At 50.4% G+C, this 24,646-nt stretch carries 20 protein-coding genes and 1 riboswitch; of the genes, 5 read left to right on the top strand and 15 right to left on the bottom strand.

Annotated elements, in window-relative coordinates; translation table 11 throughout:
* Positions 1-112: 112 nt before the first annotated feature.
* Positions 113-730 carry a TetR/AcrR family transcriptional regulator gene (locus PaeBR_RS04265; RefSeq protein ID WP_410513650.1) on the top strand — a complete coding sequence of 206 codons (618 nt, stop codon included), beginning with the start codon at positions 113-115 and terminating at the stop codon, positions 728-730.
* A gap of 164 nt (positions 731-894) precedes the next feature.
* Here PaeBR_RS04265 and PaeBR_RS04260 read toward each other — a convergent pair whose 3' ends face one another.
* Complete coding sequence (locus tag PaeBR_RS04260; RefSeq protein ID WP_410513649.1) at positions 895-1,917, bottom strand: polysaccharide deacetylase family protein; 1,023 nt, start codon at positions 1,915-1,917, stop codon at positions 895-897.
* A 388-nt stretch (positions 1,918-2,305) separates the two neighbouring features.
* On the opposite strand from PaeBR_RS04260, the gene qoxA reads away from it, so the two are divergent.
* Genes qoxA through qoxD form a run of 4 tightly spaced genes read left to right on the top strand, consistent with a single transcriptional unit; the run spans position 2,306 to position 6,196 of the window.
* Positions 2,306-3,325, top strand: coding sequence for a cytochrome aa3 quinol oxidase subunit II (qoxA, locus tag PaeBR_RS04255; protein ID WP_410513648.1), 1,020 nt, complete (start codon positions 2,306-2,308; stop codon positions 3,323-3,325).
* 39 nt (positions 3,326-3,364) lie between these two features.
* Positions 3,365-5,308 (top strand): cytochrome aa3 quinol oxidase subunit I, encoded by a 1,944-nt coding sequence (gene qoxB / locus PaeBR_RS04250; RefSeq protein WP_410513647.1) that lies wholly within the window; start codon positions 3,365-3,367, stop codon positions 5,306-5,308.
* Entirely contained in the window at positions 5,305-5,901 is a 597-nt protein-coding gene (gene qoxC, locus PaeBR_RS04245; protein WP_410513646.1) for a cytochrome aa3 quinol oxidase subunit III, read from the top strand. Before qoxB ends, qoxC begins: the two co-directional genes overlap by 4 nt.
* A gap of 1 nt (position 5,902) precedes the next feature.
* A complete protein-coding gene (gene qoxD / locus PaeBR_RS04240) occupies positions 5,903-6,196 on the top strand; it encodes a cytochrome aa3 quinol oxidase subunit IV (RefSeq protein ID WP_410513645.1) in 294 nt (97 codons plus the stop codon).
* A 299-nt stretch (positions 6,197-6,495) separates the two neighbouring features.
* Here the strand turns inward: qoxD and PaeBR_RS04235 are convergent, their stop codons facing one another.
* From PaeBR_RS04235 to PaeBR_RS04170, 14 genes are all read right to left on the bottom strand, one after another.
* Complete coding sequence (locus tag PaeBR_RS04235) at positions 6,496-7,191, bottom strand: ECF transporter S component (RefSeq protein WP_410513644.1); 696 nt, start codon at positions 7,189-7,191, stop codon at positions 6,496-6,498.
* A gap of 3 nt (positions 7,192-7,194) precedes the next feature.
* Positions 7,195-8,838 carry an ABC transporter ATP-binding protein gene (locus PaeBR_RS04230; RefSeq protein WP_410513643.1) on the bottom strand — a complete coding sequence of 548 codons (1,644 nt, stop codon included), beginning with the start codon at positions 8,836-8,838 and terminating at the stop codon, positions 7,195-7,197.
* Positions 8,754-9,698 carry an energy-coupling factor transporter transmembrane component T gene (locus PaeBR_RS04225; RefSeq protein WP_410513642.1) on the bottom strand — a complete coding sequence of 315 codons (945 nt, stop codon included), beginning with the start codon at positions 9,696-9,698 and terminating at the stop codon, positions 8,754-8,756. The genes PaeBR_RS04230 and PaeBR_RS04225 overlap by 85 nt, the downstream gene beginning before the upstream one ends.
* Positions 9,695-10,507, bottom strand: a complete 813-nt coding sequence (locus PaeBR_RS04220) for a DUF4430 domain-containing protein (protein ID WP_410513641.1) — start codon at positions 10,505-10,507, stop codon at positions 9,695-9,697. Before PaeBR_RS04220 ends, PaeBR_RS04225 begins: the two co-directional genes overlap by 4 nt.
* 94 nt (positions 10,508-10,601) lie before the next feature.
* A complete protein-coding gene (locus PaeBR_RS04215) occupies positions 10,602-12,716 on the bottom strand; it encodes an S-layer homology domain-containing protein (protein ID WP_410513640.1) in 2,115 nt (704 codons plus the stop codon).
* Between the two features lie 161 nt (positions 12,717-12,877).
* A riboswitch (cobalamin riboswitch) is annotated at positions 12,878-13,074 on the bottom strand.
* Positions 13,075-13,479: 405 nt separating this feature from the next.
* The gene (locus tag PaeBR_RS04210; RefSeq protein ID WP_410513639.1) at positions 13,480-14,403 is read right to left on the bottom strand and encodes a multicopper oxidase domain-containing protein; all 924 of its coding nucleotides are present in this window, start codon (positions 14,401-14,403) and stop codon (positions 13,480-13,482) included.
* A complete protein-coding gene (locus PaeBR_RS04205) occupies positions 14,360-14,641 on the bottom strand; it encodes a hypothetical protein (RefSeq protein WP_410513638.1) in 282 nt (93 codons plus the stop codon). Before PaeBR_RS04205 ends, PaeBR_RS04210 begins: the two co-directional genes overlap by 44 nt.
* A 127-nt stretch (positions 14,642-14,768) precedes the next feature.
* A complete protein-coding gene (locus PaeBR_RS04200) occupies positions 14,769-15,161 on the bottom strand; it encodes a hypothetical protein (RefSeq protein ID WP_410513637.1) in 393 nt (130 codons plus the stop codon).
* Between the two features lie 281 nt (positions 15,162-15,442).
* Positions 15,443-18,361 (bottom strand): glycosyltransferase, encoded by a 2,919-nt coding sequence (locus tag PaeBR_RS04195; protein ID WP_410513636.1) that lies wholly within the window; start codon positions 18,359-18,361, stop codon positions 15,443-15,445.
* Positions 18,358-19,620: a hypothetical protein gene (locus PaeBR_RS04190; protein ID WP_410513635.1), complete on the bottom strand. Its 1,263-nt coding sequence runs from the start codon at positions 19,618-19,620 to the stop codon at positions 18,358-18,360. The genes PaeBR_RS04195 and PaeBR_RS04190 overlap by 4 nt, the downstream gene beginning before the upstream one ends.
* Positions 19,621-19,641: 21 nt before the next feature.
* Positions 19,642-19,842, bottom strand: coding sequence for a hypothetical protein (locus PaeBR_RS04185; protein ID WP_410513634.1), 201 nt, complete (start codon positions 19,840-19,842; stop codon positions 19,642-19,644).
* Positions 19,843-20,199: 357 nt separating this feature from the next.
* The gene (locus PaeBR_RS04180; protein WP_410513633.1) at positions 20,200-20,841 is read right to left on the bottom strand and encodes a beta-mannanase; all 642 of its coding nucleotides are present in this window, start codon (positions 20,839-20,841) and stop codon (positions 20,200-20,202) included.
* 24 nt (positions 20,842-20,865) lie between these two features.
* Positions 20,866-22,143 (bottom strand): vWA domain-containing protein, encoded by a 1,278-nt coding sequence (locus tag PaeBR_RS04175; RefSeq protein ID WP_410513632.1) that lies wholly within the window; start codon positions 22,141-22,143, stop codon positions 20,866-20,868.
* 39 nt (positions 22,144-22,182) lie between these two features.
* The gene (locus tag PaeBR_RS04170) at positions 22,183-24,645 is read right to left on the bottom strand and encodes a transcription initiation factor TFIID (RefSeq protein ID WP_410513631.1); all 2,463 of its coding nucleotides are present in this window, start codon (positions 24,643-24,645) and stop codon (positions 22,183-22,185) included.
* Between the last annotated feature and the right edge of the window lies 1 nt (position 24,646).

The following is a 24,646-nucleotide window of genomic DNA, read 5'->3' as shown; positions in this document are numbered from 1 at the left end:
ATTATATGAACTCAAGTTCACGTTTGTCAATAAAATATGAACTATAGTTCATATTTTATTGACATCAGAAATACCCTCCTCTACAATCGAAGTACAAGGGGGACCTAAAGCGATGAGTGAACTAGACGATAAAATAAGAACGCCCCAGCAGAATCGGAGCATCAAGAAGAAGGAAGCCATTATCCAGGCGGCCATGAAGCTATTTTCAGACAAAGGCTACCATCAGACCAATACCAAGCAAATAGCGGCAGCAGCAGGGGTATCCACGGGCAGCTTTTATTCCTATTTCATAGATAAGAGAGCCGTATTCATCATTGTTCTCAAGAATTACAGCGATGAGCTTCTGGCCCGGGTAGAAGCTTTGCTGGCAGAGATCAACCACGACAATCTGAATAAGCGTGACCTGATCGCCTACTTGGTTGACAGCCTCATCCTCTCTCACGAGGTTTACGCCGGATTTCATAAAGAGCTCTCCATTATGTACCTAAGCGATGAAGGTATTAAGCAGTTGATGGATCAGCAGTATGATGTGGGCCGCCGCATAACATTGGATTACCTGATGTTAGACAAACAGCAGATTAAGGTTTCAGATCTGGAAGCCGCTTCGATCGTCGTCTTCGAGTCAGTGAACATCATTGTGGATACCATTGTATTTTCCACCAGAAGTATTCCAGCCGAACGTCTTAAATCCGAGCTCGTCAACATGATTGTCAAGTACCTATATGAATAAAAGAGCATCCTAAAACGAAGGCGCTATCAGTAAATGAGTTATGTCAACCATTCCACTTAATACGCAGAGATTAACACACAAAAAAAGAGGCGTCAGCTCAAGTCTGTTGCCTCTTCTTCTTAATCATATAGACCCGGTCCGTTATTATAAAAGACCGGCACTCCTCACCGTTTATCCTTCCAAAAATTCACCGCCACCATATCATCAGTAATGCTCCGAAATTGAAATTGATAGCCTTCCTTCTTCAAGGACTCCAAAATACGCGGCAGCACTTTAAGGGTAGCCTTCTGATCATGCATCAGGATTACCGGATTAAACTTAGTCTTCTGCAGCTTGTAAATCTGAACCATGACCGAATTGTATATTTTCGAGCTATCCCCCTTGTACTTCCAATCCTCCGAGTCGACATTCCAATCCCACAGATTATAGCCCTCACTCAGCACCTTATCTCTGAACGGCTTCGAAAAATAGGGCTTGCTGCCGTATGGCGTACGAATCAAAGTAGTTGTCACCTGGGCAACTTTCTTCAGCACAGCATTATCCCCCTCCATCTCCGCCAATGCGGCTGAAGGAGAAGCGTAAAACTTATCTTTCCGGTGCGTCATGCCATGCAGCCCCAAGCTGTGCTCTTCTTTCGCTATACGCTTCCCTTGATCAGGATAACTCCTAATATGCGGTCCGAGCATGAAAAAGGTAGTCTTCACAGGATCAGCCTTTCGTTTCAGATCATCCTTAAACCGGCTTGCGAAAGCAGCGTCGTCCAGCTTGGCAGAAGCATCCTGCACCCTCAATAAATAACCTTCCGAGTTAAAGGAAATCGTATAACCAAAGCAAGTGACAATCTTTACAGGAACCATTAGCTTCCCATTTTGCACAAATGTGTCCAACGTAAATTCGCTTCCATCAGGAGAAATACCGGTTCCTTTTCCAATTGGCAGCTTCAAGATTCCGTTAGGTCCTTTAACCTCAATCTCATCCGTCATCACGGTCAGGACCAGTTCAAGCTCCTTCGCCAGATCACGAAGCGGAACATAAAAAGTACCCTTCACAGGAACGGCTTCAATTTCAGATAAATTATCATTAACGCCCAATCTGAGAGATTCGGCAGCTGCAGCGTCTGCTTCCCGCACCAAACCCAAACCAATGATTAAAGCAAAGAATAATAGCAGTACCTTCCTCGCATACACAGGATTTCATCTCCTATCTAAGTAGAGTTGTCTATAACTTACCATAGATAGAAGGACTGAAATTTGAGAGATTGTAACCGATCGGTTAAAGCAGGGGATTACGGAGCAAAATAATGTGACAAAGTTAGTAACAATAGTGAATTCATGAACAAAATATGAACAACTCAAAATGTCCACAAAACAGCACAACTACAGTGATTTAAATCATATCCTTCGACTGTTTGTAACATTTTGAACACATATATTTAACTAAATCGCCATTTTTAAGGACGATATTAGGAAATGTGCTAAATTATGTCTTTTGCATTCCGCTCGTGGAATTCTTAGTATATATAGAGGTTAATGTTTTCCGGCAGACGAAAAGAATAATTGAAGGAAGGAGTTCACCATGAACAAAAAAGGGCCGTTATATGCTTTTTTTCTCAGCCTTGTCCTACTCTTGCCAGGTTGCAGTTCGATTGCTGTCCTGAATCCTAAAGGTCCGGCAGCACGAACTTTATCTGACACGATCATTCTATCCATTCTAGTGATGCTCGGTGTCCTTGCGGTTGTCTACATCTTATTCATCTTCGTGCTTGTAAAGTACCGGGCAAAGAAAAGTAACGAAGACTACATTCCTCCGCATGAAGAGGGCAATAAATGGCTGGAAACGGTTTGGATTGCCATTCCGATTATTATCGTGGCATTCCTCTCGGTCGTAACCGTTAAGACGACCACCCAAGTAGAGAACGTTGCAGCGGAATATAAAGATCAGAAGCCGCTCGTGATTTACGCTGCGTCCTCGGACTGGAAATGGCATTTCAGTTACCCCGAGGAAGGTATTGAAACGGTAAACTACGTGAATATACCAGTTGACCGCGCGGTTGAATTCAGATTGTACTCGTTCGGTACGATAGCCAGCTTCTGGATTCCGCAGTTGGCAGGCCAAAAGTACGCGATGAACGATATGCTTACTAAACTTAATCTTTCAGCCGACACTGCCGGCTCTTTTATCGGAAAGAACTCAAACTTCAGCGGTAAAGGGTTTGCCCACATGGAATTCGAGGCACTTGCCATGACTGCCAAGGACTATGAGGACTGGGTTAAAGAAGTGAAAACTACGGCGCAGCCGCTGACAGAGGATGAATTCAAAGGCCTTCTGGAGATGGATTACGTCGGACGCAAATCCTATTCCTCTACACACTTATCCTTTAGTCCTGCTCCTGTTGAACATAGTCAGATGGATAGGGGCATGGATCATGATGGCGTGGATATGGATAACGGAAGCATGGAGCATCAGGATAACAAGAAAATCCATCCTTCTCCCGAGCCTTCCAGTGAAACGGAGTTCGACAGCGTACCTAATCCGGAAGTCGATCAACCGCTGCCAAGCTCTCCCGTAGAAAAGGAAACATACCAAAGCGACTAGCCTGTCGTTTGATTGAACAACCTGAAAGGAGCCATCCTAATGGATTTAGAAAAATTTAAGGTTGCCGGCGAACCCTTGATATACGGAGCTATGATTAGTATTGCTCTGGCTACGATCGGGATTATCGTCGGACTGACCTATTTTAAAAAATGGGGCTATCTTTGGCGTGAATGGTTGACCACCGTAGATCACAAACGCATTGGGGTCATGTACATTCTTGCTGCACTGCTCATGCTGTTCCGAGGCGGTATCGACGCGTTGATGATGCGTCTGCAAACCGCAGCACCGGAAATGAAATTTCTGAACGCGCAGCATTATAACGAGGTCTTTACCACTCACGGCTTAATAATGATTCTCTTTATGGCTATGCCATTTATCATCGGTCTGATGAATGTTATCATCCCGCTGCAAATCGGCGCCAGAGACGTTGCCTTCCCACGGCTGAATGCCGTCAGCTTTTGGCTCTTCTTCTTTGGAGCCATGCTGCTTAATATTTCATTTGTTATTGGTGGATCACCAGATGCGGGCTGGTCCGCATACTTCCCGCTGGCAGGTCTGGAGTTCAGTCCGACGGTTGGAAACAACTACTACTCCCTTTCACTGCAGATTTCCGGTATCGGTACGCTTATAACAGGCATCAACTTCATTGTGACGATTCTGAAGATGCGTGCACCGGGCATGAAGCTGATGAAGATGCCAATGTTTACCTGGTCTGTGCTGATTACGAACGTTATTATCGTATTCGCTTTCCCGGTACTTACGGTAGCACTCGCCTTAATGATGTTCGACCGGCTGTTTGGTTCCCAGTTCTTCACAATGGCCAACGGCGGTATGGATATGCTGTGGGCCAACCTGTTCTGGGTATGGGGGCATCCTGAGGTATATATCGTTATTTTGCCGGCTTTCGGTATTTACAGCGAGATTATCGCCACCTTCTCCAAAAAGAACCTGTATGGGTATACCTCCATGGTTTTCAGTATGGTGATCATCTCGCTCTTGTCCTTCCTGGTATGGGCTCACCATTTCTACACTATGGGCCAAGGCGCTATGATCAACAGCTTCTTTTCCATTACAACCATGGCGATCGCTGTACCTACAGGGGTAAAAATATTCAACTGGCTGTTCACCCTTCGCAAAGGGCGCATTACCTTCACGACACCTATGCTGTACACCCTGGCCTTTATACCAATCTTTACGATTGGCGGAGTAACAGGGGTTATGCTGGCAATGGCGAGCGCCGATTACCAGTATCACAACACCATGTTCCTTGTAGCGCATTTCCACTACGTTCTGATTCCGGGCGCCGTATTTGCGGTTATCGCAGGGTTCCATTACTGGTTCCCTAAAGTATTCGGTTTCCGCCTTAATGATCGTCTTGGCAAGCACGCCTTCTGGTGGATTATTATTTCCTTTAACGTAACTTTCTTCCCGCTGTTTATTCTCGGACTGATGGGGATGACCCGCCGGATGTACACCTACTCTGCGGAGACAGGCTTTGGTCCGCTCAATATGCTCTCGTTCGCCGGCGCTCTCGGTCTGGCCTTTGGCTTCGTCATTCTGGTCTACAACATTTACTGGAGCACACGCTACATGCCAAGGGATACAACAGGAGATCCATGGGATGGACGCACACTGGAGTGGGCAACACACAGCCCGATCCCGGCTTACAACTTCGCTGTCGTTCCAAATGTGAAGACACGCGATGCATTCTGGTCTGCCAAGCAGGATAATGTGCCGCTCTTCGAGGAGAAAATCACTAAGATTCATATGCCGAGCAATACGGGAAAACCTTTTATCCTTGGCGTTGTCTTCTTCTTCTTAGGTTTCTTCCTTGTATTCAGCATGTGGGTTCCTGCGATCGTTGCCGGAGTCGGTATTCTCATTGTTCTGGCTGCTATGTCCTTCGATAGAGATCACGGTTTCTACATTCCGGCCGAAGAAGTTATTGCTACTGAAAAGAAATTGCGGGGTGAGACTGTATGAAAATAGATGCGTCCAAGCCGCTTGAATACTCGACAGAGGAAAACAGTAATAAAATTTTCGGCTTCTGGATTTTTCTGGGAGCCGAGATAGCGCTCTTTGCTACTCTGTTCACTGTTTACTTTGTATTGGTAAACCGCTTTGCCAGCGGCCCCAGCGGGAAGGAGATTTTCGAAATTGGCCCCGTGCTGATGGAGACCTTCCTGCTGCTCACAAGCTCGTTCACTATCGGTCTGGCGGTTCATGCCATGCGGCACGGCTACAAGAAAGCCATGATGGTCTTTATGGCAATTACCCTCCTGATGGGTCTCGGCTTCCTGGGGATTGAAATTATGGAGTTCTTCACCTATGTTCATGAAGGAGCAACACTTCAGACGAGCGCCTTCCTGTCCAGTTTGTTTGTACTACTCGGAACGCACGGAGCCCACGTTACTTTCGGTTTACTGTGGGGGTCGGCTATTCTAATCCAGCTTAAGCGACAAGGTATTAATCCGGCTACGGCCAATAAAACCTTCATCTTCTCGCTGTACTGGCATTTCCTGGACGTTGTCTGGATCTTTATTTTCAGCTTCGTCTACCTGAAAGGACTGATGTGACATGATGAAGCAATTGTTTCCAATTCGCCATGTGATGGGTTATATCGCCTCTCTGGTCCTTTCTGCCGCAGCGCTTGCTGTGATTTACCTGGATCTGTCCACTGCCGCGAACATGGCTATTCTGCTTGTAACAGCTCTAATCCAGGCTTCTCTGCAGCTGTTCCTGTTCATGCATATCGGGGAGTCGGCAGATACCAAGAAAGAGCTGTACATTAATATTGCCTATGCACTATTCGTCGGTCTGGTTACGATATTCGGAACCATGTTCATCTTTGTATGGGGCTGGTACTACTAACCTGCTCGCTGATATTAAAAAGGGGGTGTCCCATAAGCCATGCAAATGGCTGTGGGACACCCCCTTTCCTTTTGAGTAAGACTTACGTAGGTGTTCTGAGTGGACGCTCCGCGAACGGAACGTTGCTACAATCGCTGTTGTATCCGGATACAAAGGCGAACGCTTCCGCTTTTCCGCAATCGTTCCGTCCTCTCCGCCGCTTTCAGCGGGAACCGTTTCATAAATCTTATCTACACCTAAAACACAAAGAAACCTCTCTTTAGCAGCAAGTCCCAACAACCGGGGGCTTGCTGCTTATTTTATTTTCCATCCTGCTGCAGCAGCCCGTATTTTTTACGAAACCGCTGCAATACCTTGATCCAGCCTCCCGCCAGGATAGACAGAAAGAACACGTTGGACAAAGCGTGAGCCAGATCAAAATAAAAGCTCGAAGCGTATGTCGCCGCAACCAGTCCCCAGCTGAAGGCATCAGGAAGACCAATGAGGTACCAAATGTTCATAATCCACCCGAAGAGAAAACCCCAGATCCATCCGAAGACCAGCAGCCCTGCTCTTCTTTTCATCCACCACGTATTTCGCAGCCAGCCTGCCGTGAGTCCAACCATCCCCCAGGCGAACATCTGCCAAGGCGTCCAGGGACCCTGCCCGAAGTAAAGGTTGGAGACGAGCGCAACCACCGCTCCTATGATGAATCCGGCCTCAGCTCCAAATACATAAGCCGATAAAATGACAATAGCGGATACCGGCTTTACACTGGGCAATGCGGCGAAAGGAATCCGGCTGACAGCAGCCACAGCTGACAGCACGGCCAGCAAAACTAGCTCCCGCGATTCAATGGGGCGGCGCTCCAGCCGCATAAACAGCGGAAACAGCGCCACAGCAAGCAGCACCAGACTCAGCAGTATATAATGCCGATCCTTCAGGGTAGCCGTCAGGGCCAAGCCCACTACAAATAATGCAAGTGCTAGGAGAAGCGGGTAGCGAAAACGTCCCATGGATTATTTCACATCCTCTATAGTCAATGCTTGCGGCAGCCAGTCCCGGACGATTCGATTCACAGCCGTTGTATAGAAATAATTCGCGCTGAAAAAAATCTCCGGAGATCCCTCCGCAGTGATGCTCCCGTCAAACAGCATGGCACACCGTGACGCATACTTTGCAGCAAACTCTACATCATGGGTGACAATAACGACGCTTTTCCCTTCATCACACAACAACTTCAAAAGGGTGGCCAATCTTTCCTTGGCCCCGGGATCAAGACCCTTGGTTGGCTCATCCAGCAGCAGAATGCCCGGAGACAACAGCAGCACCATGGCCAGCGCAACTTTCTGCTGCTGCCCGCCGCTGATATCCAGCGGATGGCTGTCGTAAATCTCATGAAGCTGGAATAGATCAAGCAGCTTGGCAATTTCCTGTTGTGCATGGGATTCTGACAACTCCGCATATCGCGCCATATGCAGAAGTTCCCCGGATACGGTATCCTGGCTGAAATAAAGCAGCGGATTCTGAGCCAAATATCCGGCGGTGATTCCCTTTGCCAGCGTAAGCCTGCCCCGCTGCGGCCTGGATAATCCAGCCATGAGCTGCAGCAGCGTGGACTTGCCTGCCCCATTCCCGCCTAGGATCGCCAGCAGCTCGTTCCGGTATAGCGATAACGACAGCTTCTTCAGAACCTCGGGTCCGTTCTTCTCATAACGGAAAGTAACCTCAAAGCAGGTCAGCAGAGAATCTTTACTCTTCCGGGGGGACTCATTTATGGCGACAGTCTCCGCTCCACCGGTATTCTTCAACATCCCTGCCCGATTCTGAAGCCAGCGCTTGCCCTCGCGTATCGTCAGTGGAACGACCGTTTCGGTGATTCTTTCCTCTTCCGGCGAGAGCGCAAGGAACAGACGGGAAGCAGTCGGAAGATAGGAAACATGAGACTGCGGCCCTTCTTGTCCGAGCCAGTGAACAAGCTCCCGCGGTGTGCCTTCAGCCTTCAAAGACCCTTGTTCCATAAGCAATACACGGTCAGCCAGCGGAAATACTTCTTCCAGCCGGTGCTCGCTTATGATAACAGTCATGGACATCTCCTCGTTGAGCCGATGCAGCATATGTATAAACTCGCGGGCAGCTACCGGGTCCAGCTGTGAGGTCGGTTCGTCCAGAAGCAGCAGCTTGGGCCGCAGCAGCAGCACAGAGGCGAGATTGAGCAGCTGCTTTTGTCCGCCGGACAGCTCATGCACCGGCTTGTATAACAAAGGCTCCAGCCCAAACAGCCCGGCGATTTCCGCCAGTCTGCTCCGCATAACCGCTGGCGGATAGCCCATATTTTCCATGGAAAAAGCCAGCTCATGCCACACCGTATCCATAACGATTTGGGCCTCAGGATTCTGAAACACCATGCCAATCTCTTCCGCGGCTGTTTCAGGCCGGAGTTCATCCAGCGGCTGCCCCTTGTACCAAAGTCCCCCGCTTCGTGTTCCAACCGGTGCCAGCTCACGTTTCAGATGACGCAGGAGTGTGGTTTTGCCGCTGCCGGAAGGGCCGCAAAGCACAACAAATTCACCTTCTTTCAGGGTGAACGAAAGCTCGTGCAGGGAGTCCCTTTCTTGATCGGGGTAGCGGAAGGAAAGCCGTTCCGCTTGTATGATCGCCATAACCACTTCTCCTTTCCTTCCAGCCATAATGGAATCAGTAAAAACACGCAGAAGCTGCCGTACATCACAGCATCTCCCCAGGTATAGACCGGGGTTTTCAGACGGGGATAGATTTGGATCATTCCGTATCCTCGAAGGCTGTATAACAACGTGAACAAGCCGCTGCCTCCCAATACAATCAGGGCCGCGATATCCCGGCGATCCATATTATAGATCCCGTACGAGCTGCGTTTACGTACACCGTATCCGCGCGACTTCATCGAATCGGCAGTTTGCAGGGCTTCCTCCAGCGACCAGGTCAAGAGCACCTTCAGCAGCGTCATGCCATCCGCCATTCTTTTGCGCAATGTACCCGAGCTAACGCTAATGCCTCTCGTACTTTGGATTAACGCAATCTGACGCAGACGCCGCTGGAACAAAGGCACAAAGCGAATAGACATAAGGACCAGGAGCGAGCTTTTCGGAGCAACCGTACCGAATAAATACATAAATTTATCTGTAGTCAGCGTAACGTTATAGGATGTGAAAATAACCATAATCGTTAGCAGGACGAGCATCATCATAAGGCCGTACAGCACGGCTTCAAGTGTAATCGGCTGATCGAGAAAATAAAACAAAATGTGGGAGCCCCTGTGTGAAAATAAAGGATTCCACATAGCCACAGAACCCGCCACCAGCAGATAAAAAGGCAGTCCCCGCAGCAGAATTCGTCCCTGCCCCTGCAAGATAAGCAGACCTATCACAGCTCCAAGCTCCGTTAACATAAATATGGGATGAAACAGCAGGGTCGCAAATAACAGCAGACCCGCATAATAAAGCAGGACAACCGACGGATGCATGGACCGGAAGCCGTTGTTCATGGCCGCTTGGCTCCGATATCCTTACCAAGATCCAGCGTGTACAGCCACTCAATATGGTCTCCGGGAGTCACGGTATAGGCACCTGCGCCTTTAGCCTGAAATTCACCATTCACCCGGTACATCCAGCCGCTCTCTGCCCCCTTGTCAAACTCGTAGAGGTTATCAATACCTTCAACGTAGGCAACCGGCCCGGTACCTTGAAACTCCATTTGAATCTTATGCTGGCGTGTCACCCGCTTCAAAATATCCATTACATTGTCCCCGCTCTGCACTTCAACCGCTGCCGGAGCCAAAATCAGACCGTACTCGTTATCACCGTTGATAGATATTGTAACCAAATTTGTTTTCTCGCTGCTTCCGGCAGCCGGAGCAGCGGATGGACTGGCAGGCTTCGCCGCAGGCGATGGCTTGGCCGTCACTGCCGATGACGGCTGGGTAGGGACTGGCGTCTTGGCAGAGCCGCCGTCGGACGAAGCACCGTCAGAGGTGCCCCCCGCCTCTGACGAAGCTGATGCAGAAGGCTGGGCGCTGCCGGGGTCCGGGTTCGGCGCTGCCGTACTTGAAGCCTCCGCCGCGTCAGCCAGCTTCCCTGCGGAGGACGGATTGTCTTCTATGCCGTTTCCTTCCGGGGAAGGAGACACCGCATCCCCGGAAGCTTGAGCGGTCGGCTGCTGCACGCTGCCCGGGCTGCTCAAAGCACTATTTTGACCAGATGCTGGTTCTTTCCCGGAAGAACACCCTCCCGCAAGAAACACAACTATAAGCAATGCAGATAGAAGGGATAGCCAACGTGCCGCTTGTTTGGACATTACTATAAACACCTCCTGAAAAGGGAAAGGAACGAGGGTTGCACAGACTCCCCCGTTCCGTTAATTGCTCTATTCTATGCTTATGTCTATACGATTATTGAAGATTAAACAGTCTGACCGATATAACAGCAGCCATTTCTCTAGTCACGGAAGCGGAAGGATTAAATGCCCCGTTAAAGCTGGTCATATACCCTTTATCCGTAACCATATTTACTGATGATAGCGCGTAACTGCTGATCGTACCCTTATCCTTGAACTTCTGTGCCGTGGATGTATTCTGCAGCTTGAACGCTCTGGCGATCATCACGGCCATATCCTGGCGGGTTACAAGTCCGTCCGGCTTAAAGGCAGACTCTGTTACACCTTCAATAATCCCAAGCTCCTTTGCCTTCAGAACATATCCATAATACCACGCATTCGTCTTCACGTCTTTGAATGAAGAAGCGGCGGAAGACGAAGACGGTAAGTTGTCCGTCAATCTCAACAGCAATGCGGCTAACTGTGCGCGGGTGATATACTCTTTCGGTGCGAAGGTAAGCTTGCTGCCCCCTACACCCTCCATCAAACCTTTTTCAATGGCATATTTAACGGATGCGTCAGCCCATGAAGATATATTCTTCTGGTCAGCGAAAACTGGAGAAACCAACAATCGCTGTGTATACCGCGCTACGCTTGGGGCCTTGCCCTCACTATATCCGGTCACAGTCACAGTCTGAATCCCGCCCTTCGTTCCGGCAGTGAAGGCCGCCGTCCCGTAAGCATCTGTTGTTACCGTAGCAGCACCGATCTTGACCTGTACAGCGCTGGCAGGGACACTTACCACTTTGCCGCTCTCCCAGTCCAAAGACGACTTCTGGACGTTCACGGCGAACGATTTACCTGCTGCTGGCTGACCCGGTGTAACGGTGACAGAACCTACAAGCTGTGTTCCGCTGCCCCCGTAATAGACCACAACACGGTCCGATGCCTGAAGTACAAAATCACTCATCCCGACACTCGGGAAAATCCACTCACCGGCACGCGATACGGCATAATTCCAGCCGTCATAGCCGCCGTACAGACCGGCTTCAATCCCTTTGATTCCTGATACGTAATCGCCATATGCACTGCTCGTCAGTTTAAGGACGATTTTCTTGTCGGTGGTCAGCTTATTGAGGGCTTCAAGTGCGCTTACGGCTTGAACCTTGCCTTCTGCAATGAAGCCTTGCGGCCCTTCAATAACAACTGAAGCCTGAACAGCAAGGGGCTGTTTAACAGGCTGCGGAAAATTATAAAACCGGCCTTCCCCTTTTACGAACAACTGGTAGGCAACAAGCGCCTGCAAAGCCTGTTCGGTCGCCAGAGCATCGTATTTTCCGGAAATCTTGTGGGCAAATCCAACATCGGCGGTACGGAAGCTTAACAGTCTGTCAATAAGATCACCTGCATCCTTCGTGAAACGCTTTTCCGCAGGATCTACGTTACTGGATGTCAGAGCAATAATAACCTGGGCTACACTTTCACTGCTGTCACCGTATCCTCCATTCGACTGCTGCTTTTGGGACAGCCAGGTGATGGCACGCTCGCCCGCAGTCTTCACTTCAGGTTTATCCAGGTGGGCTGACAATGCCGTCAACGTCATCGCCGTAACATCGGGATCGCTGGCCCCGGTAGAGAGTGTGAAGCCTCCATCGGTATTTTGCTTGGAAAGGATTTGACTGACGAGCTTATCCTGCGTCCATTTGGCACTGGCCGGAACGCTGTAATGACCCGAATCCAACGCCAGCAGACTATACACAGGGCCGTTTATGCCCTGATTGGTCATTCTCGCATTATTGTAAATCTTCTCTACCAGATCAAAGCCCGCCACATTCGTGGCATCGATTCCGATAGCCGTAGCGGCCAGCACTTTGCGGGCATAGTCCGTGACGTTGGTGTATGTACCCTTTTGCGCCTGAACTTCAGTTTTCAGAGCCGTTTTATAGCTATCAGGAAGCTTGCTGCCTCCCCGCGCCAATCCGATGGCCTGCCAGTCTGACTGTATGCCACGGCTGAGAATCGCCTCCGCTGCAGCATAAGTAGCCTCAGATACAGTTGCTGCCTTAACCGTCTGATTCTGCTCCGCGGCAAATGCTTTTCCTGATGGAGCCAGAGATGTACCCAGAACCGAAATGACCAGCAATAAGGCCATGCCTAACGCAAAGGGCTTTGATGAAAAAATCCGCTTCATAATTAACCTCTTTCTGTGTGTGAATTTAGGGGAAATAGAGCCCAACCTAAAAACCGCCCCTTAAGGGCGGTCTGATGAACAACTGTGAGAGGATCATGTGTCAGAAGCTCTGAAACACAAGTCCCTAAAAGCATGCGTCTAATTCTTACCCCTCGAAGAATAGAAGCTTTTACGAAAAAGGCAGGTTTCCTGGCTTATGCCTCAACGCTTCTCTTCGCCTTCCCGTTCTTTTCTTGTGAACAGTGGCCTATGCAAGAGTCGCTCCGCATTTACAGTGGCGGGACCGCGCCGGATTATACCGGACTTCCCTATTAAGCAGGCCCTGCTGGGGACCCGCACCTTTTTCCCGAAAAATATTTAATTTTAATATACATAAGCATATCCATTATTCACGTGTATGTCTATAGAAAAGCTGTTGCCAATCCAGTAAGCGGCTTTACAAGGTTATTATTTTGTCATTGCTATACGTCTGGTCTTCCTGAAAATTTCCGGGACTGGATGTAAGGAAGAATCTCTGCTGTTTATGGGGAATTTTCAAGTGCCGTTATTGGAGATTTTACCACTGCCGTTCACAAAGGTGACTAACCTACTTGGTTTAGTACTTTAATTATACAGAAAAAAGGCACAGCCCCTCAAAAATTTGAGGAACTGTACCTTTTTTCTTAAAGAGGGACTTTTTCAGTGGCCTCCATTACGGGGGGGGAGCTTTTCCCTCGGCTAGGGGATGTCCCCTTTCCATGGCATCAGGTGTTAATAGTTACATTCACATGTTGCCCGTATTATTTATCGCAATTAAATCCTTTTGGATCAGTTTGGCTATAACCGTAGCCGCCTCCGCCCTGGTAAGTTTCTCATTGGGTCGAAGCAGTCCATTTTCTTCTTTCGGAACAAGAATTCCCTGCTGCACCAGGAATGCGATAGTTTTAAGCGCGCTAAGGCTTATGCCTGCCAGGTCTTTATAATCTCCAAGCAAAGTGTTCGTTTGTTTGTCTGTCAGCATCTTCGCTTGAGTTGCCAATCCCAAACCATCGGCTAGCTCTTGAAATACGGTTAGACGATCAGTCTTCTCCAAGTTGAATTCCTTGCCGGTAACCTTTTGTAACAAAAGATTCAGGTGTTTAACTTTTATCGTTTGATCGGGCAAAAACATACCGTTACCGACACCAGCAATCATTCCGTTCGTCCGTAAAAATTCCACATAAGATGCCGCCGGGTGATTTTCCATATCCTTAAAAGCCGTCATATTGTTCTTGTCAGGCATATCGGATTTGTCCGTCTTATCCTTTCCCTCTTCCTGTCCCGGTGTTGTTTCGAGAGCGGGCTGGCCGTCGTATTGAATAACCCCGATCAATCCGCCCGGCTCCACTTCGCCGTTCATGGTATGATGTAGTTCATGGCAGTGTAACAACCAGGTCCCCGGGTTATCGGCGATAAATTCAATATCGTATGTTTTACCGGGAGCGACGTCAATCGTATTCATGACTTGCGGTTCTGCGACGGGATGTCCGTCCTCGGCAATCACACGAAAATCATGGCCGTGCAAATGCATCGGATGAGCAGCGTTGCTGATATTGATCAGCCGCAGCCGAACAACCTCTCCCTTCTTTACCTTTACAGCTTGTGTATCCGGGAACGCTTTACCGTTAATTTTCCGGACCCGGAATGGACCCATTAACGGTAATGGCATCTACGGAAGTGCCTTTCACCAGTTCCCACTTTCCCTCCTTGATATCAAGGGTGAATTCTTTCACTTTACCTGTTGGTTCAATCCGATCCGTCTCCTTCAATGGTGGTAAATTCCTCAATTGTGTAGTCGTCAAGATGGAAGTGTCAACTTCCTGCGCATACCCATAGGAAATTCCCACAAAGGGAGTACTAACCAGCGCTAAAGTCAAAACACAGGGCAATAACCATTTTTTGTTCATGTTTTTACCTCCTCGTTTTGATCGGTTCTTCAAGCCTAAAAGCTTCCCGATATCTGGAGAGCCCCACTTCTGTCTTTCCTTGCCTCTCTTTTTGTTTCTAGAACAACACAGTTTGCAGGTCAAATTATTATTTTTTCATTTCGTGATGTTGATTGTGCTGGTCTTCTTGCTGCTGCTGCGGCTGACTGACGATTTCAGCAACCGTCTTCGGTAGAGCTGTGACAACAAGAGCAATGGAAATAACGGACGATACAAGATACACCCAAGCAGAAGGGCGAGCAACCTTCCACCGTCGCTTTGCTACAACCACAAACCACATAGACAGGACCAAGGAGATCAGTAAAAATGTCATTTTTGCAGGTGGAGACAGCGACAGCAAACCGGCTCCGAAACTCGTTAACCCAAGCGCGATCAAAAGCGTATGCAACCAATGGTGAGCAGATGCCACTACAGCAAACAATACGGAACCTGTTGCTTTCAGCAGTGCTTTGTCCTTAGGTGGGGATTTTTCTATACTCACGTTCTCCTCCTCCTTACACGCTCAGAATCAAGAAGCACTTTTTCCTTCATGAAAACTACCATTAGACTATCAGAAAAATAAGGAGAATGTATGAAGATAGTGTGTAGTCAAAAAAAGATGACCCGTATCATCCCTAACTTCCTAGTGCGCCAGCTTCGTCGATTTTAACCTTAAATCAAACGATACGTTAATGGAAATAGCAGGAGCAAAGTCATACAATGCTTCTCCATCTCTGTGCTTCTGTCCTGAGGAAAATTTACTCATGGGTCAGTCCCATCGTTTTATTTCGCATTAGTGGCCGGACTCGCACTGGCTTCCGTTGTCGCGCCGGCGCTTGGTTCCCCAGCCGGCACAGCGTCCAATTCAGCCATGAGGGTAAGCGTGTACCCGCCCGCCTTAATCAAACTTCCTTTTACCAAAGCCGCATTAGTCTCCAGAGCAACCTCTACCTGGTAGAGAGAGTTCCCTATAGGAGAAGAAGTCGGACTTGGTTGTGGTTCAGCAGAAGCAGTAGCATTGTTGTCCGCCCCGGCAGCTCCGGAAGAAGCGCTTGCCGACGGTACGGCGTTTAGCTTGGTCGTCGCGGAGACTTTATAGGACTCGGTAACACCGTCAGAGGATTCCACACTAATCTCTGTAGGGTTAAACCGGGCATAATCATCTGCTGCGGTAAATATGAACAATAGCCGGCTCACTCCCTCACTATTACTCCCGAGGGAATTCTTCAGATAAACAGAAACCGGGGCAATCCCTGTTCCCTGACCCCCGGTACCTGAAATGGCTGTCGGCTGTGGGGTTGTTTCCGGAAAGGCTGTTTCATTACCGTTAGAATCCAGCACCCTGATTAAGATGAGTGAAGCAATCAGTATAATTCCAAGAAAGGAACCGAAGATCAGGAGTTGAAATCGGCTGCGGCGTATCCACCGCGCCAGCGGCGAAGCCAGTTGCATACGGGCTTCATTATACACATTTTGCAGTGCGGGTCCTGCTCCATCAGCATAGCTTTTACGGAATTCCCGGTTCTTGAACGCTTCACGGTCATGATTCAAGAAATACTTCAATATGGCCCGCCGGTAGCCCGGCTGTAGCTTCTTTTTGGACAGGTTGAACAAGGAATTTCCTTGAGACCAGGCAAGAAAGCGATATACCGTATCTTTATTGGAACCGGCTTTGCTTCGGATCAGATCAAGCAGGGCATCATAGTCCAGCGGCCCTCCCTCACGTTCACTGCTGTAATAAAACGCCAGCGGAAGCCGTTCAAAAGGCTCCGCCTGATCCGCTTCCTTCAGCCAGCGGCGCCCCAGCAGCTGCACATCGTCCAGCTCCTGCGGAGCCAGCCCCGCGAATATCAGCTCATTCGGCCCTTCTTCCCCGAACCAGCGGTACGCAGCACGCAGCACTTTCGATTTTCGCTTGTTCAGGTAATCCAGCGGCGGATTCCAGTCAGCCACTTCACCAGGGTAGCGTACAAAGGAAATTTCAAGCAGCTGCTCCTGCGACATCTCCTCCAGGGAGATACGATGCAGTAAATAACGGTCAGCTGCAGAGGCCATCGTCTGCAATAAAACCAGCGTCTCGGAGCCGACTCCATATCCTTTGCGCCGCTCTTTTTCCGCCCTCGTCACAGTTTCATGAATAGCAGCAACAGCGCCTACTGATTCCTTCTCCCGCTGCAGCTTTTCCAGCAGATAATCTCTAACCGCATCCCGGACAAAAGGCAGCTGCAGCGCCTCCGGGAGAAACCGGCCCCACCGGACCACAAAGCTCATCACATCCGCTGCCTGTCCCCCTGCGGCAAGCCGTGATTCTACATAGGGCTCAAACAGTATTCTGCGGAAATCGGGCTGTGAAAGCAGCCTCGTAAAGAAAGCTCTGCTAAGCTCTTCATTGCTCTCTATTACAGCGTAGGCGGCATTAACCCCATCCTTGAGCCCCGCTGCCTGACTGTTAAGCAGACCATTGATGAAATAGTCAACAATCCGGCCTCTATAGGTATGACCCTTCAACAGGAAATACTCCTTGAAGCTCTCCATGATAGCTGGTATAAGCATACCCTTTTGCCTGATAAGATCGAATTCGCGGTCAAACCGCTCCAGAAACAAATCGTTCAGCCTGACCTTGGAATCTAGTGCACCGTCAGTTCTCAGATAGGACAGCAGTCCACTGAGTACGGCACTTTTGTTATCCTCATAGAGTACCTCATTGCCCTGTTCTATCTCATAAAAGACTGCCAGCTCATTGTAGACAGCCAATGATATCTTGCGCTCTGCGCTCTCTCCCCCAAGCATTTCATCGGCAAAACGTCCAAAATCCTCTATGACGGCCGGATTACGCATCAGAGATTTCCAGACAAAATCGGCATACGGCTGCCGATCCTCACCAAAGTCAACATTACCCGTGCGTCCGGATGCCAGATCGAATACGAAATCTTTCTCGATACCGCGGTCACCCGGACGCAGAGCTCCCTTTTCCACAAAGGTAAGATGGATATATTTGCGACTCTTCGGCTCATTGACGTACGTAATCACACCCAGCCTCCGGCGGAATTCATAAGGCAGAGCACTGTACAGGATTTCTGTCAGTTCCACTGCCCGGACGGACAGCTCGTGGACCGGAACATCCAGTGAGATGTAAATTTTCTTCTTTCCGGCTACTGAGATCATAATGGCCTGCAGCAAGCCCTTGAATAGAGTTTCGCCGATACCCAGCGCCTGGAGTACAGCAAGCGGTTCACGGCGGGGCCCTGTCCTGCGGACAGGGATAGCGGTTAGCTCAGGTAAATCGTCACCTGGCTCCACTGCGAGTTTTTCAGCGAAATCCGCATGCAGCCAATCTCCGTACCGATGAAGGATTTCATCCGCTCTCGCTGCCGGAACCACGAAATTATGGGCAAAAAAAGCGCTGCGCTGTCCGGTGAAATCCGCGGCCACATACCTGTTGCACCCGACCACAGTCTCCCCATTCTCCGAATGAAAAAGATGCAGCGCAGATGGATATTGCGACTCGTCCTTCTCTCCGCGCAAAGCCAGCTCGGCCGGTGCATCGTAGAGGCAGAAGGGATGCAGAATTTTTTTGACAAAATTATTGTCCAGACTCTCGGATTTCGCTACTGTATCGAAGCCTTCCGTGGAACGGTAAACCCCGCGCCGCTCGCGGGTGTACATCTGCTGGGTGATCCCGGACCCTGAGAAAATGTTCACGGACCGTCGCTCCCCTCGATAAAGCCAAGCTTGTGCAGCAGCCAAATGAACGGCTCGTCCACGCGGATCGGACTGACGACGCCTTCGATCTTTTGATTGACCGGATTGCTGCCCAGCGCGGATACGGCGAAGTAAGCGGTATTGGAAAAGTACACATCCATCGTATCCTTAAATGGGCGGTCAACTTTACCGATAAAACGGCGGATTTCACCGTCGATATTGTGGAACTCGTCCAGATTAAGTGTTTTCCGGTGCACATAGTTATTGAACACATTGCTGTTGGATTTGATATAGTCGCCATCTTCATCCTTGAGAGAATGCAGCATGTCGCTCTTGGCCAGGACAACCGCCGTCGGGATATCCGTTTTGCTCTTCTCCTGGTAGGCGATAAAGTCACCGAACATGGTCAGCACCACATCGCGCGGCTCATCATACTGCGATACCCATTCCCCCGGGCGGTCGCCGATGTTAATGTGGATTTTCTCACGGATGGAACGGATCTGCAGCGGATCGACCATAAACAGAATACCTGCGGAGTTCTTGATATGCTGTCCGTGCAGCCCAAGGTAATCCTGATCGACCATGCCCTCCCCTGCCACATCGAAAAAAACGAGCGTAAGCGGCGGTTTCTCCTCATCCTTGAATACAAATTGAAAAATAAACGGCTCCTGCATTCTCTCCTTTTGTGTAGAAGCCAGCAAATCGCCGCGTTCAAACAGCGGTTCTTCGTACAGCGTGCGGAACTTGCGGCTGATCTCGGCATTCAGCGGCATGCAGGCTGCGTCAAAATGACCAGCAGTCGTGTGCTGCAGCGTATGAATAAGCGAGGTCATATACACAGACTTGCCTACCTGAGAAGCACCGATAATCGATATAATATTACTCGGCACCTTGCCTGCGGTAATAGGCAGCTCATTGTGACAGGACGGACACAGCCGTCTGCGCGTAAGCACCCCATAGCGGTCCGTGAGACCCGTCAGCACATGGTCGGTAAAATGGTGATGCTCCTCCGGAATATCGGCAGGCTTAATAATCGCCTCCACATCCTCCACCGTATCCAGGCCAAACCGCTCCCGGTATTTGTTCAGGGCATCATCCTCGCCGAGCGCGTAATTCTCATCGTCCTCCCGGCTGTGCATAGCCCGAAATACAACATCCTCCGGCGAGAACTTGGTGAAGCAGTACGGACACACAATATCGTAAAAAAGCGGCCTCGGCTGCGGCTGGTTTTTCCTCATAAAGCGGCTGAAAAAAGACATCTCTGATTCCTCCTTAAAGCTTTACGCAGTAAAGCTTACATCGTAAGCATGATCTGTAAGCTTTACTTCGTAAAGCCTATTCGCTGCCAATCCCAAAACACTTTGCTCATGCAAAGCCAGTTTCGCTGCCAATCCTGCAACATTTTGCCCATGCAACCCGTTTCGCTGCCAATCCCAAACATTTTGCCCATGCAACCAGTTTCGCTGCCAATCCTGCAACATTGGGCCCTCACTAATCAGTAAAAGCCTGTCCGTCCCCCGATCAACCCGGTTAGAAAATTCCTGCTACCTCGCTCCATTCCTGCTACCTCGCTCCATGGCTTGCTGCATTGAATATAACTGCATTTCGTGCAATTATTTTCCCTTTCAAACGGGACATATAGCTTTTAATTGCACTTCGTGCAGTTATAAATGGGTACATCGCTTGTTTAGGCAGATTCCCCCGAAAATAAGTGTACCGAATACAACTAATCGAGCTTTTTCCCGATTCGGCGGCCTTTTAATTGTACGAAGTGCAACTAAAACCAACTGGCAAGTATCACAGCCTGCCCCGGAAGGAGCAGCACTCTAACAAAATGGTTACTCCGGCACCAGCTCGTAGTAGAGTCCATACTTGCGCCCGTCTGTGAAAAAGATGCGCACAAAGTCATCCTTGCCGATTTCAATCGGTGGCAGCGCATTGCGTCCTGCGGCGAAATCCTGCACAAACGGGAAAAGAATACCGTCGTCTTTACCCGCAGGATAGCCGCCCCTCTTTTTGACATAGCAGAGAATGTCTCTCGCAACCGGCACTTCCGCCGTAATCGCCATATGTACAGTTTTCGTCTTCTGGAACAATCCCTTTTTGGGGAGGATGGAATAATAGATACGGGCTTTGCCTGCGCTGACGACAACACGGTTGGCACCCTCCTGCTGCCTCACTAATACAATCTCCCCATGCTCAGTCATACGGGCGAATATCGTGTAAGCCACCAGGCCAATGTCATCCAGCCTGTCCCGGTAACCGTTATTGGCCTTGTATTCTTCACGCGTATACAGCTTTAATCCGCCGGGCGGTAGTTCACGGCTCTCCGGCTCTTCCGCGGGACCCTTATGAATGCAGACTGCCTGCACACCGTCCGGCCAGCGCCATCTTAATGTGCAGAACCCATCCTCCACCCGGGAACTCACATCGCTAATTACCGGCGTAGAGCCATCAACTTTAAGTTGGGCGTACCTCATGACTATAAGCCCCTTTCAACTCCACTAAAATCCTTTGCTGCTCCGGTCTCTGCGCGGTGTCGGAATGTTCTTGGAGGCAGGCACCGGGCTTGATGTCCCCTTGTGGCCTCTGCGGGAGATCCGTCCTTCCCCAATGGGAACCACTCCAGTGAACAAAGCGATAATTCCAGCTAATAGAAGAACGGCAAGCAGACGAATCATTCCGTCGAGAAATGAATAACCGCTCAGACCAAACTCAAGAACAAGACCGGCGAGCAAACCGGATGCGATCCCGCCCAGTCCAAAGCTTTTGGCCAAGTGGCGGTTGTCGAACAAGATTCCTAATCCAACCCCTAGTGCGGCACCGATCAGCATAAGCGACAAAATACGTACCGCAGCATAATAAGGACTGCCCGCCGTTTCATCACTGCGCTCCGTCAGCAGGGTCCGGTCTCCCAAACGGTCATAGATTTGCTGGAACACATCCCCCAGACGGTTAGCATCCGTAACATCATAATATTGACCCCCGGTGGTTCTGGCTATATCCTGCAGCAGATAAGACCCGGAAGGGTCATCCAGTCCCAAACCGATCGTATTGACCGCAATCCCGCGATCCAAATAATCCTGCAGTTCCCGTGCGGTATCAAATTCACTGAATCCGTCGGACAGCAAAATAACCATTGCCCCCCGGTCTGCGGTCTCGTCACCATTGATTACGCCCAGCGCTTCCGAGAGTGCAGCGCTGATATTAGTGCCGCCTTCCGTGGTTTGCAGATTGAGGATGGCGTCCGATACACGCTGAACGTCGGCCGGGTTCGCGAGCGAGGTCAGCGGCTGAACCACTGTGGCGTCGTCGCTGAAGGTCAGCACCGCTACCTGATTATCCCCGTCCATGCGGGCAACCAAGCCCTGAGCAGCTGTGTATCGGCTGTTATTGGGATCGCTCTGCATCATGCTGCCGGAATCATCGATAACCATCACGACATCCTTAACCGGCTTCGCTCCTCCGAAGTTCAGTTCATACACAAACTCCGTCGCCACTCCGACTCCAAACAGCAGCACCAGTGTAACGGGCAGCATCCTCCAGGATAAACCCAGATAACGCTGCTTCCAGGACGCTCCGTTCAGCCGGGGCGATACCATCTCCGCGAGCAGGCAGCCCAGTCCGACACCCAGAGCCACTATGGCAAAATAAAGGCCTGCAAGGATAATAGAGGGCATATCTCCGAGCCAGCGGCCAAGCAGTATTTCTCCAATAACAAAGGCGATTCCCCCTCCGATCAAGCTGAAAAAGAGCAGGAGGAAATTGATTTTACGCTGCATATATCACTCATCCTTTCCGTAGAGTTTGCTATCAACACCTTAGTGCAGGCCGGGAAGCTGCTCCGCGTCTATACCATGCAGCTCATAGCCGTTCTGCACGTAGGTTTCGTAATAGACTTTGCCATTGCGGTAGTAGAGAAGATCCTCCAGATGAAACCCGCCCATCAGGTTCAGCTTCTCCACGCCGCTTTGGCGCTGCTCATGCACGAAGCCCAGCCGGTAAATACGTGTAGTCTCATCTACGGTGAAGGCATAGCGCAGAAATTCAGAGCCGCTGTCGCCGAAGAAATATTTTTCCTCATGCCTGTGCTCCTGGGTATATTCGAACAGCCGGACATTAACGACCGCGCCCTCTTCCAGACTGCGGTACAGCCGCTTGAACAGTTCTTCCCGGGATAATACTTGCCGATTGTCGTAAGCAGCCGCAACATTGGCCCGCCGCAGCAGCTCTTCCTCGAAGGATAGCGTAAAAGGCTCTGCCTTCAGCACCTCCCGCTGGCAAATATCAATCAGACGTTCTGCTACGGCGTTCTTTCCTTTCTCCAGCAGAGCTGAAACATCGCCCATGTAACGATCACTGAAGAATACGCCGGGTCCCCGTTTTGCTTCAATATCATTCATTGCCTCTTCTGTGACCACGCGGTAATATTCCATGATGTTCTGCCCGATCTCATCGCCCGCATGACCGACGCTGTCCAGCGCCGCAGCCCGCAGCTCTTCCTCCAGCGTCTCCATGGCCTTCACCCTGCGGATACTCTCCGTATGAAGCTGCTCCAATCCGGACTCCAGATGGCGGCACAAGGAAAGCTCGCTTTCCAGCCGCAGCAGATCATACCTTTTGCCGTAAACGGCTGAGAATAAATAATGGATAAAGTTGCGCACCGTACGCTTATCCAGCAGGGGAACCCGCTTGAACGGCTGCCGCTCTACACTATCCGCGTATAAGGCCTCCAGTTCCTCCTGCGCAGAGGTGATCATGACACGCAGGCTTCCCATGTGCTGCCGCAGCTGAACCAGAACACTTCCTCCGGCATCCTCTCTCTCGGCCGTCCACTCCGTCAGCTGATAAAAGGATACTGCCGGGGCTCCCGTTTCCCCGCGGGCCAGCAGAGACCTCCACACCCGGAGAGGATCGAACGCCTCCAGCCGCTGGCCTGACACAAAAGTAAAGTTGTTGCGGAAATAAGCCTCACCGCCGTCTCCGAACAGCAAATGCTCCGCTTCCCGCAGCGACAGCCGTTTGAGCTCATTATAGGATGGATGCCCGTGACTCATCAGCCCCGTCATCTCATCAATTCCGGCTTCATCGGGCAGTAAACCCAAGGCTCTCTCCCGCAGGCTCTCCGGGTCCAGCATAAGCAATGCCTGCCGTTCCCGCATACTCCAGGCACTGCCTTCACGCATGTCTGAAACGAGATGCCGGAAAGCATGATACAGTACAGCCAGCGCAATTTGCCGGTTTGGCCGTCTCACACTGGAGAACCCTGCTGAAGCATATCCCTGCCGTCCCGTACTGCCCCTGATCCCGCTTTTAAAGGTCATATTATTGTATCCGCCCTGCCCGATGGCATGATCCGAGGAAGGACGCACCCGGTTTTTCAGCAGGCTGATGTGGGAGATAATTTCATAGTTGTCGCTCATCCCCCCGGCCGAGAGCATACCGCGCTCATTTTTGTCCGATAACAGGTAAACCAGATCGAACAGTGAGGCAGGACCATGATTCACAGGAATCGAAAATCCCTCTTCCGTAACCAGCAGAGGTGCGCTAAATGTATACTCCGCCGACTGCATATGCTCCAGCTCACGCAGAAAAGCCAATCCCACGGAGCTTGTATATCCGAAATGCTCACCCTGCTCCCGCTCATGGATTAAGGCGTACAAATCGGTCTGCACCGACTTGAAGGATTGTCCCAGAACAGCACGCGCCAGAAGGGTGATTTCCGGCAAGAACACATTAAGCGGGTCATCGACCCGCGTAATGATAGAGAGATGGATTACATCAAAGGAGGAATAGAGTCGTCCGTAATCCGCTATGCTGTTGCTAAGCCGACGCAGCGCACGATTCATCTCCGCCAGAAACCGGACCTGCTCATGAAACTGGCGGTAAATGTCCTGCCGCACCGTACGTTGCTCACGTCCTGCCGTGCCCGGCAGAGTCATCCTCTGCACCCGCTCATGTCTGCTCCTTTTGTCCCCGGATGCGCCGCTGAACCGCTCACCGCCCCCATCACTCCCTTTGTCCACGGAGGCACCGGACCGCTCACCGCTCCCATCGTTATCCCCGCCTTCGGGGACCGCATGCAGCGCCATAACACCGCCAGCGTTATCCCATTTCCGTTCACAACTATCCAGTACAGGACCAATAGCCGGAGTCACCTTCTCGCCTACGAACAGAAACAGGGCGGGATAATGGATGCTGCTGCGTCCATCCCCCTTGTTCTGCTGCGCCTCTTCCCGCGCGGCATATTGCTCCGCATAAGATAATGCCGATGTTAGGGTCATA

The organism is Paenibacillus sp. BR2-3 (assembly GCF_046529485.1).
Classification (GTDB): domain Bacteria; phylum Bacillota; class Bacilli; order Paenibacillales; family Paenibacillaceae; genus Paenibacillus_AQ.
The sequence above is the reverse complement of the archived record's forward strand: the minus strand, read 5'-3'. Positions and strand labels throughout refer to the sequence as shown.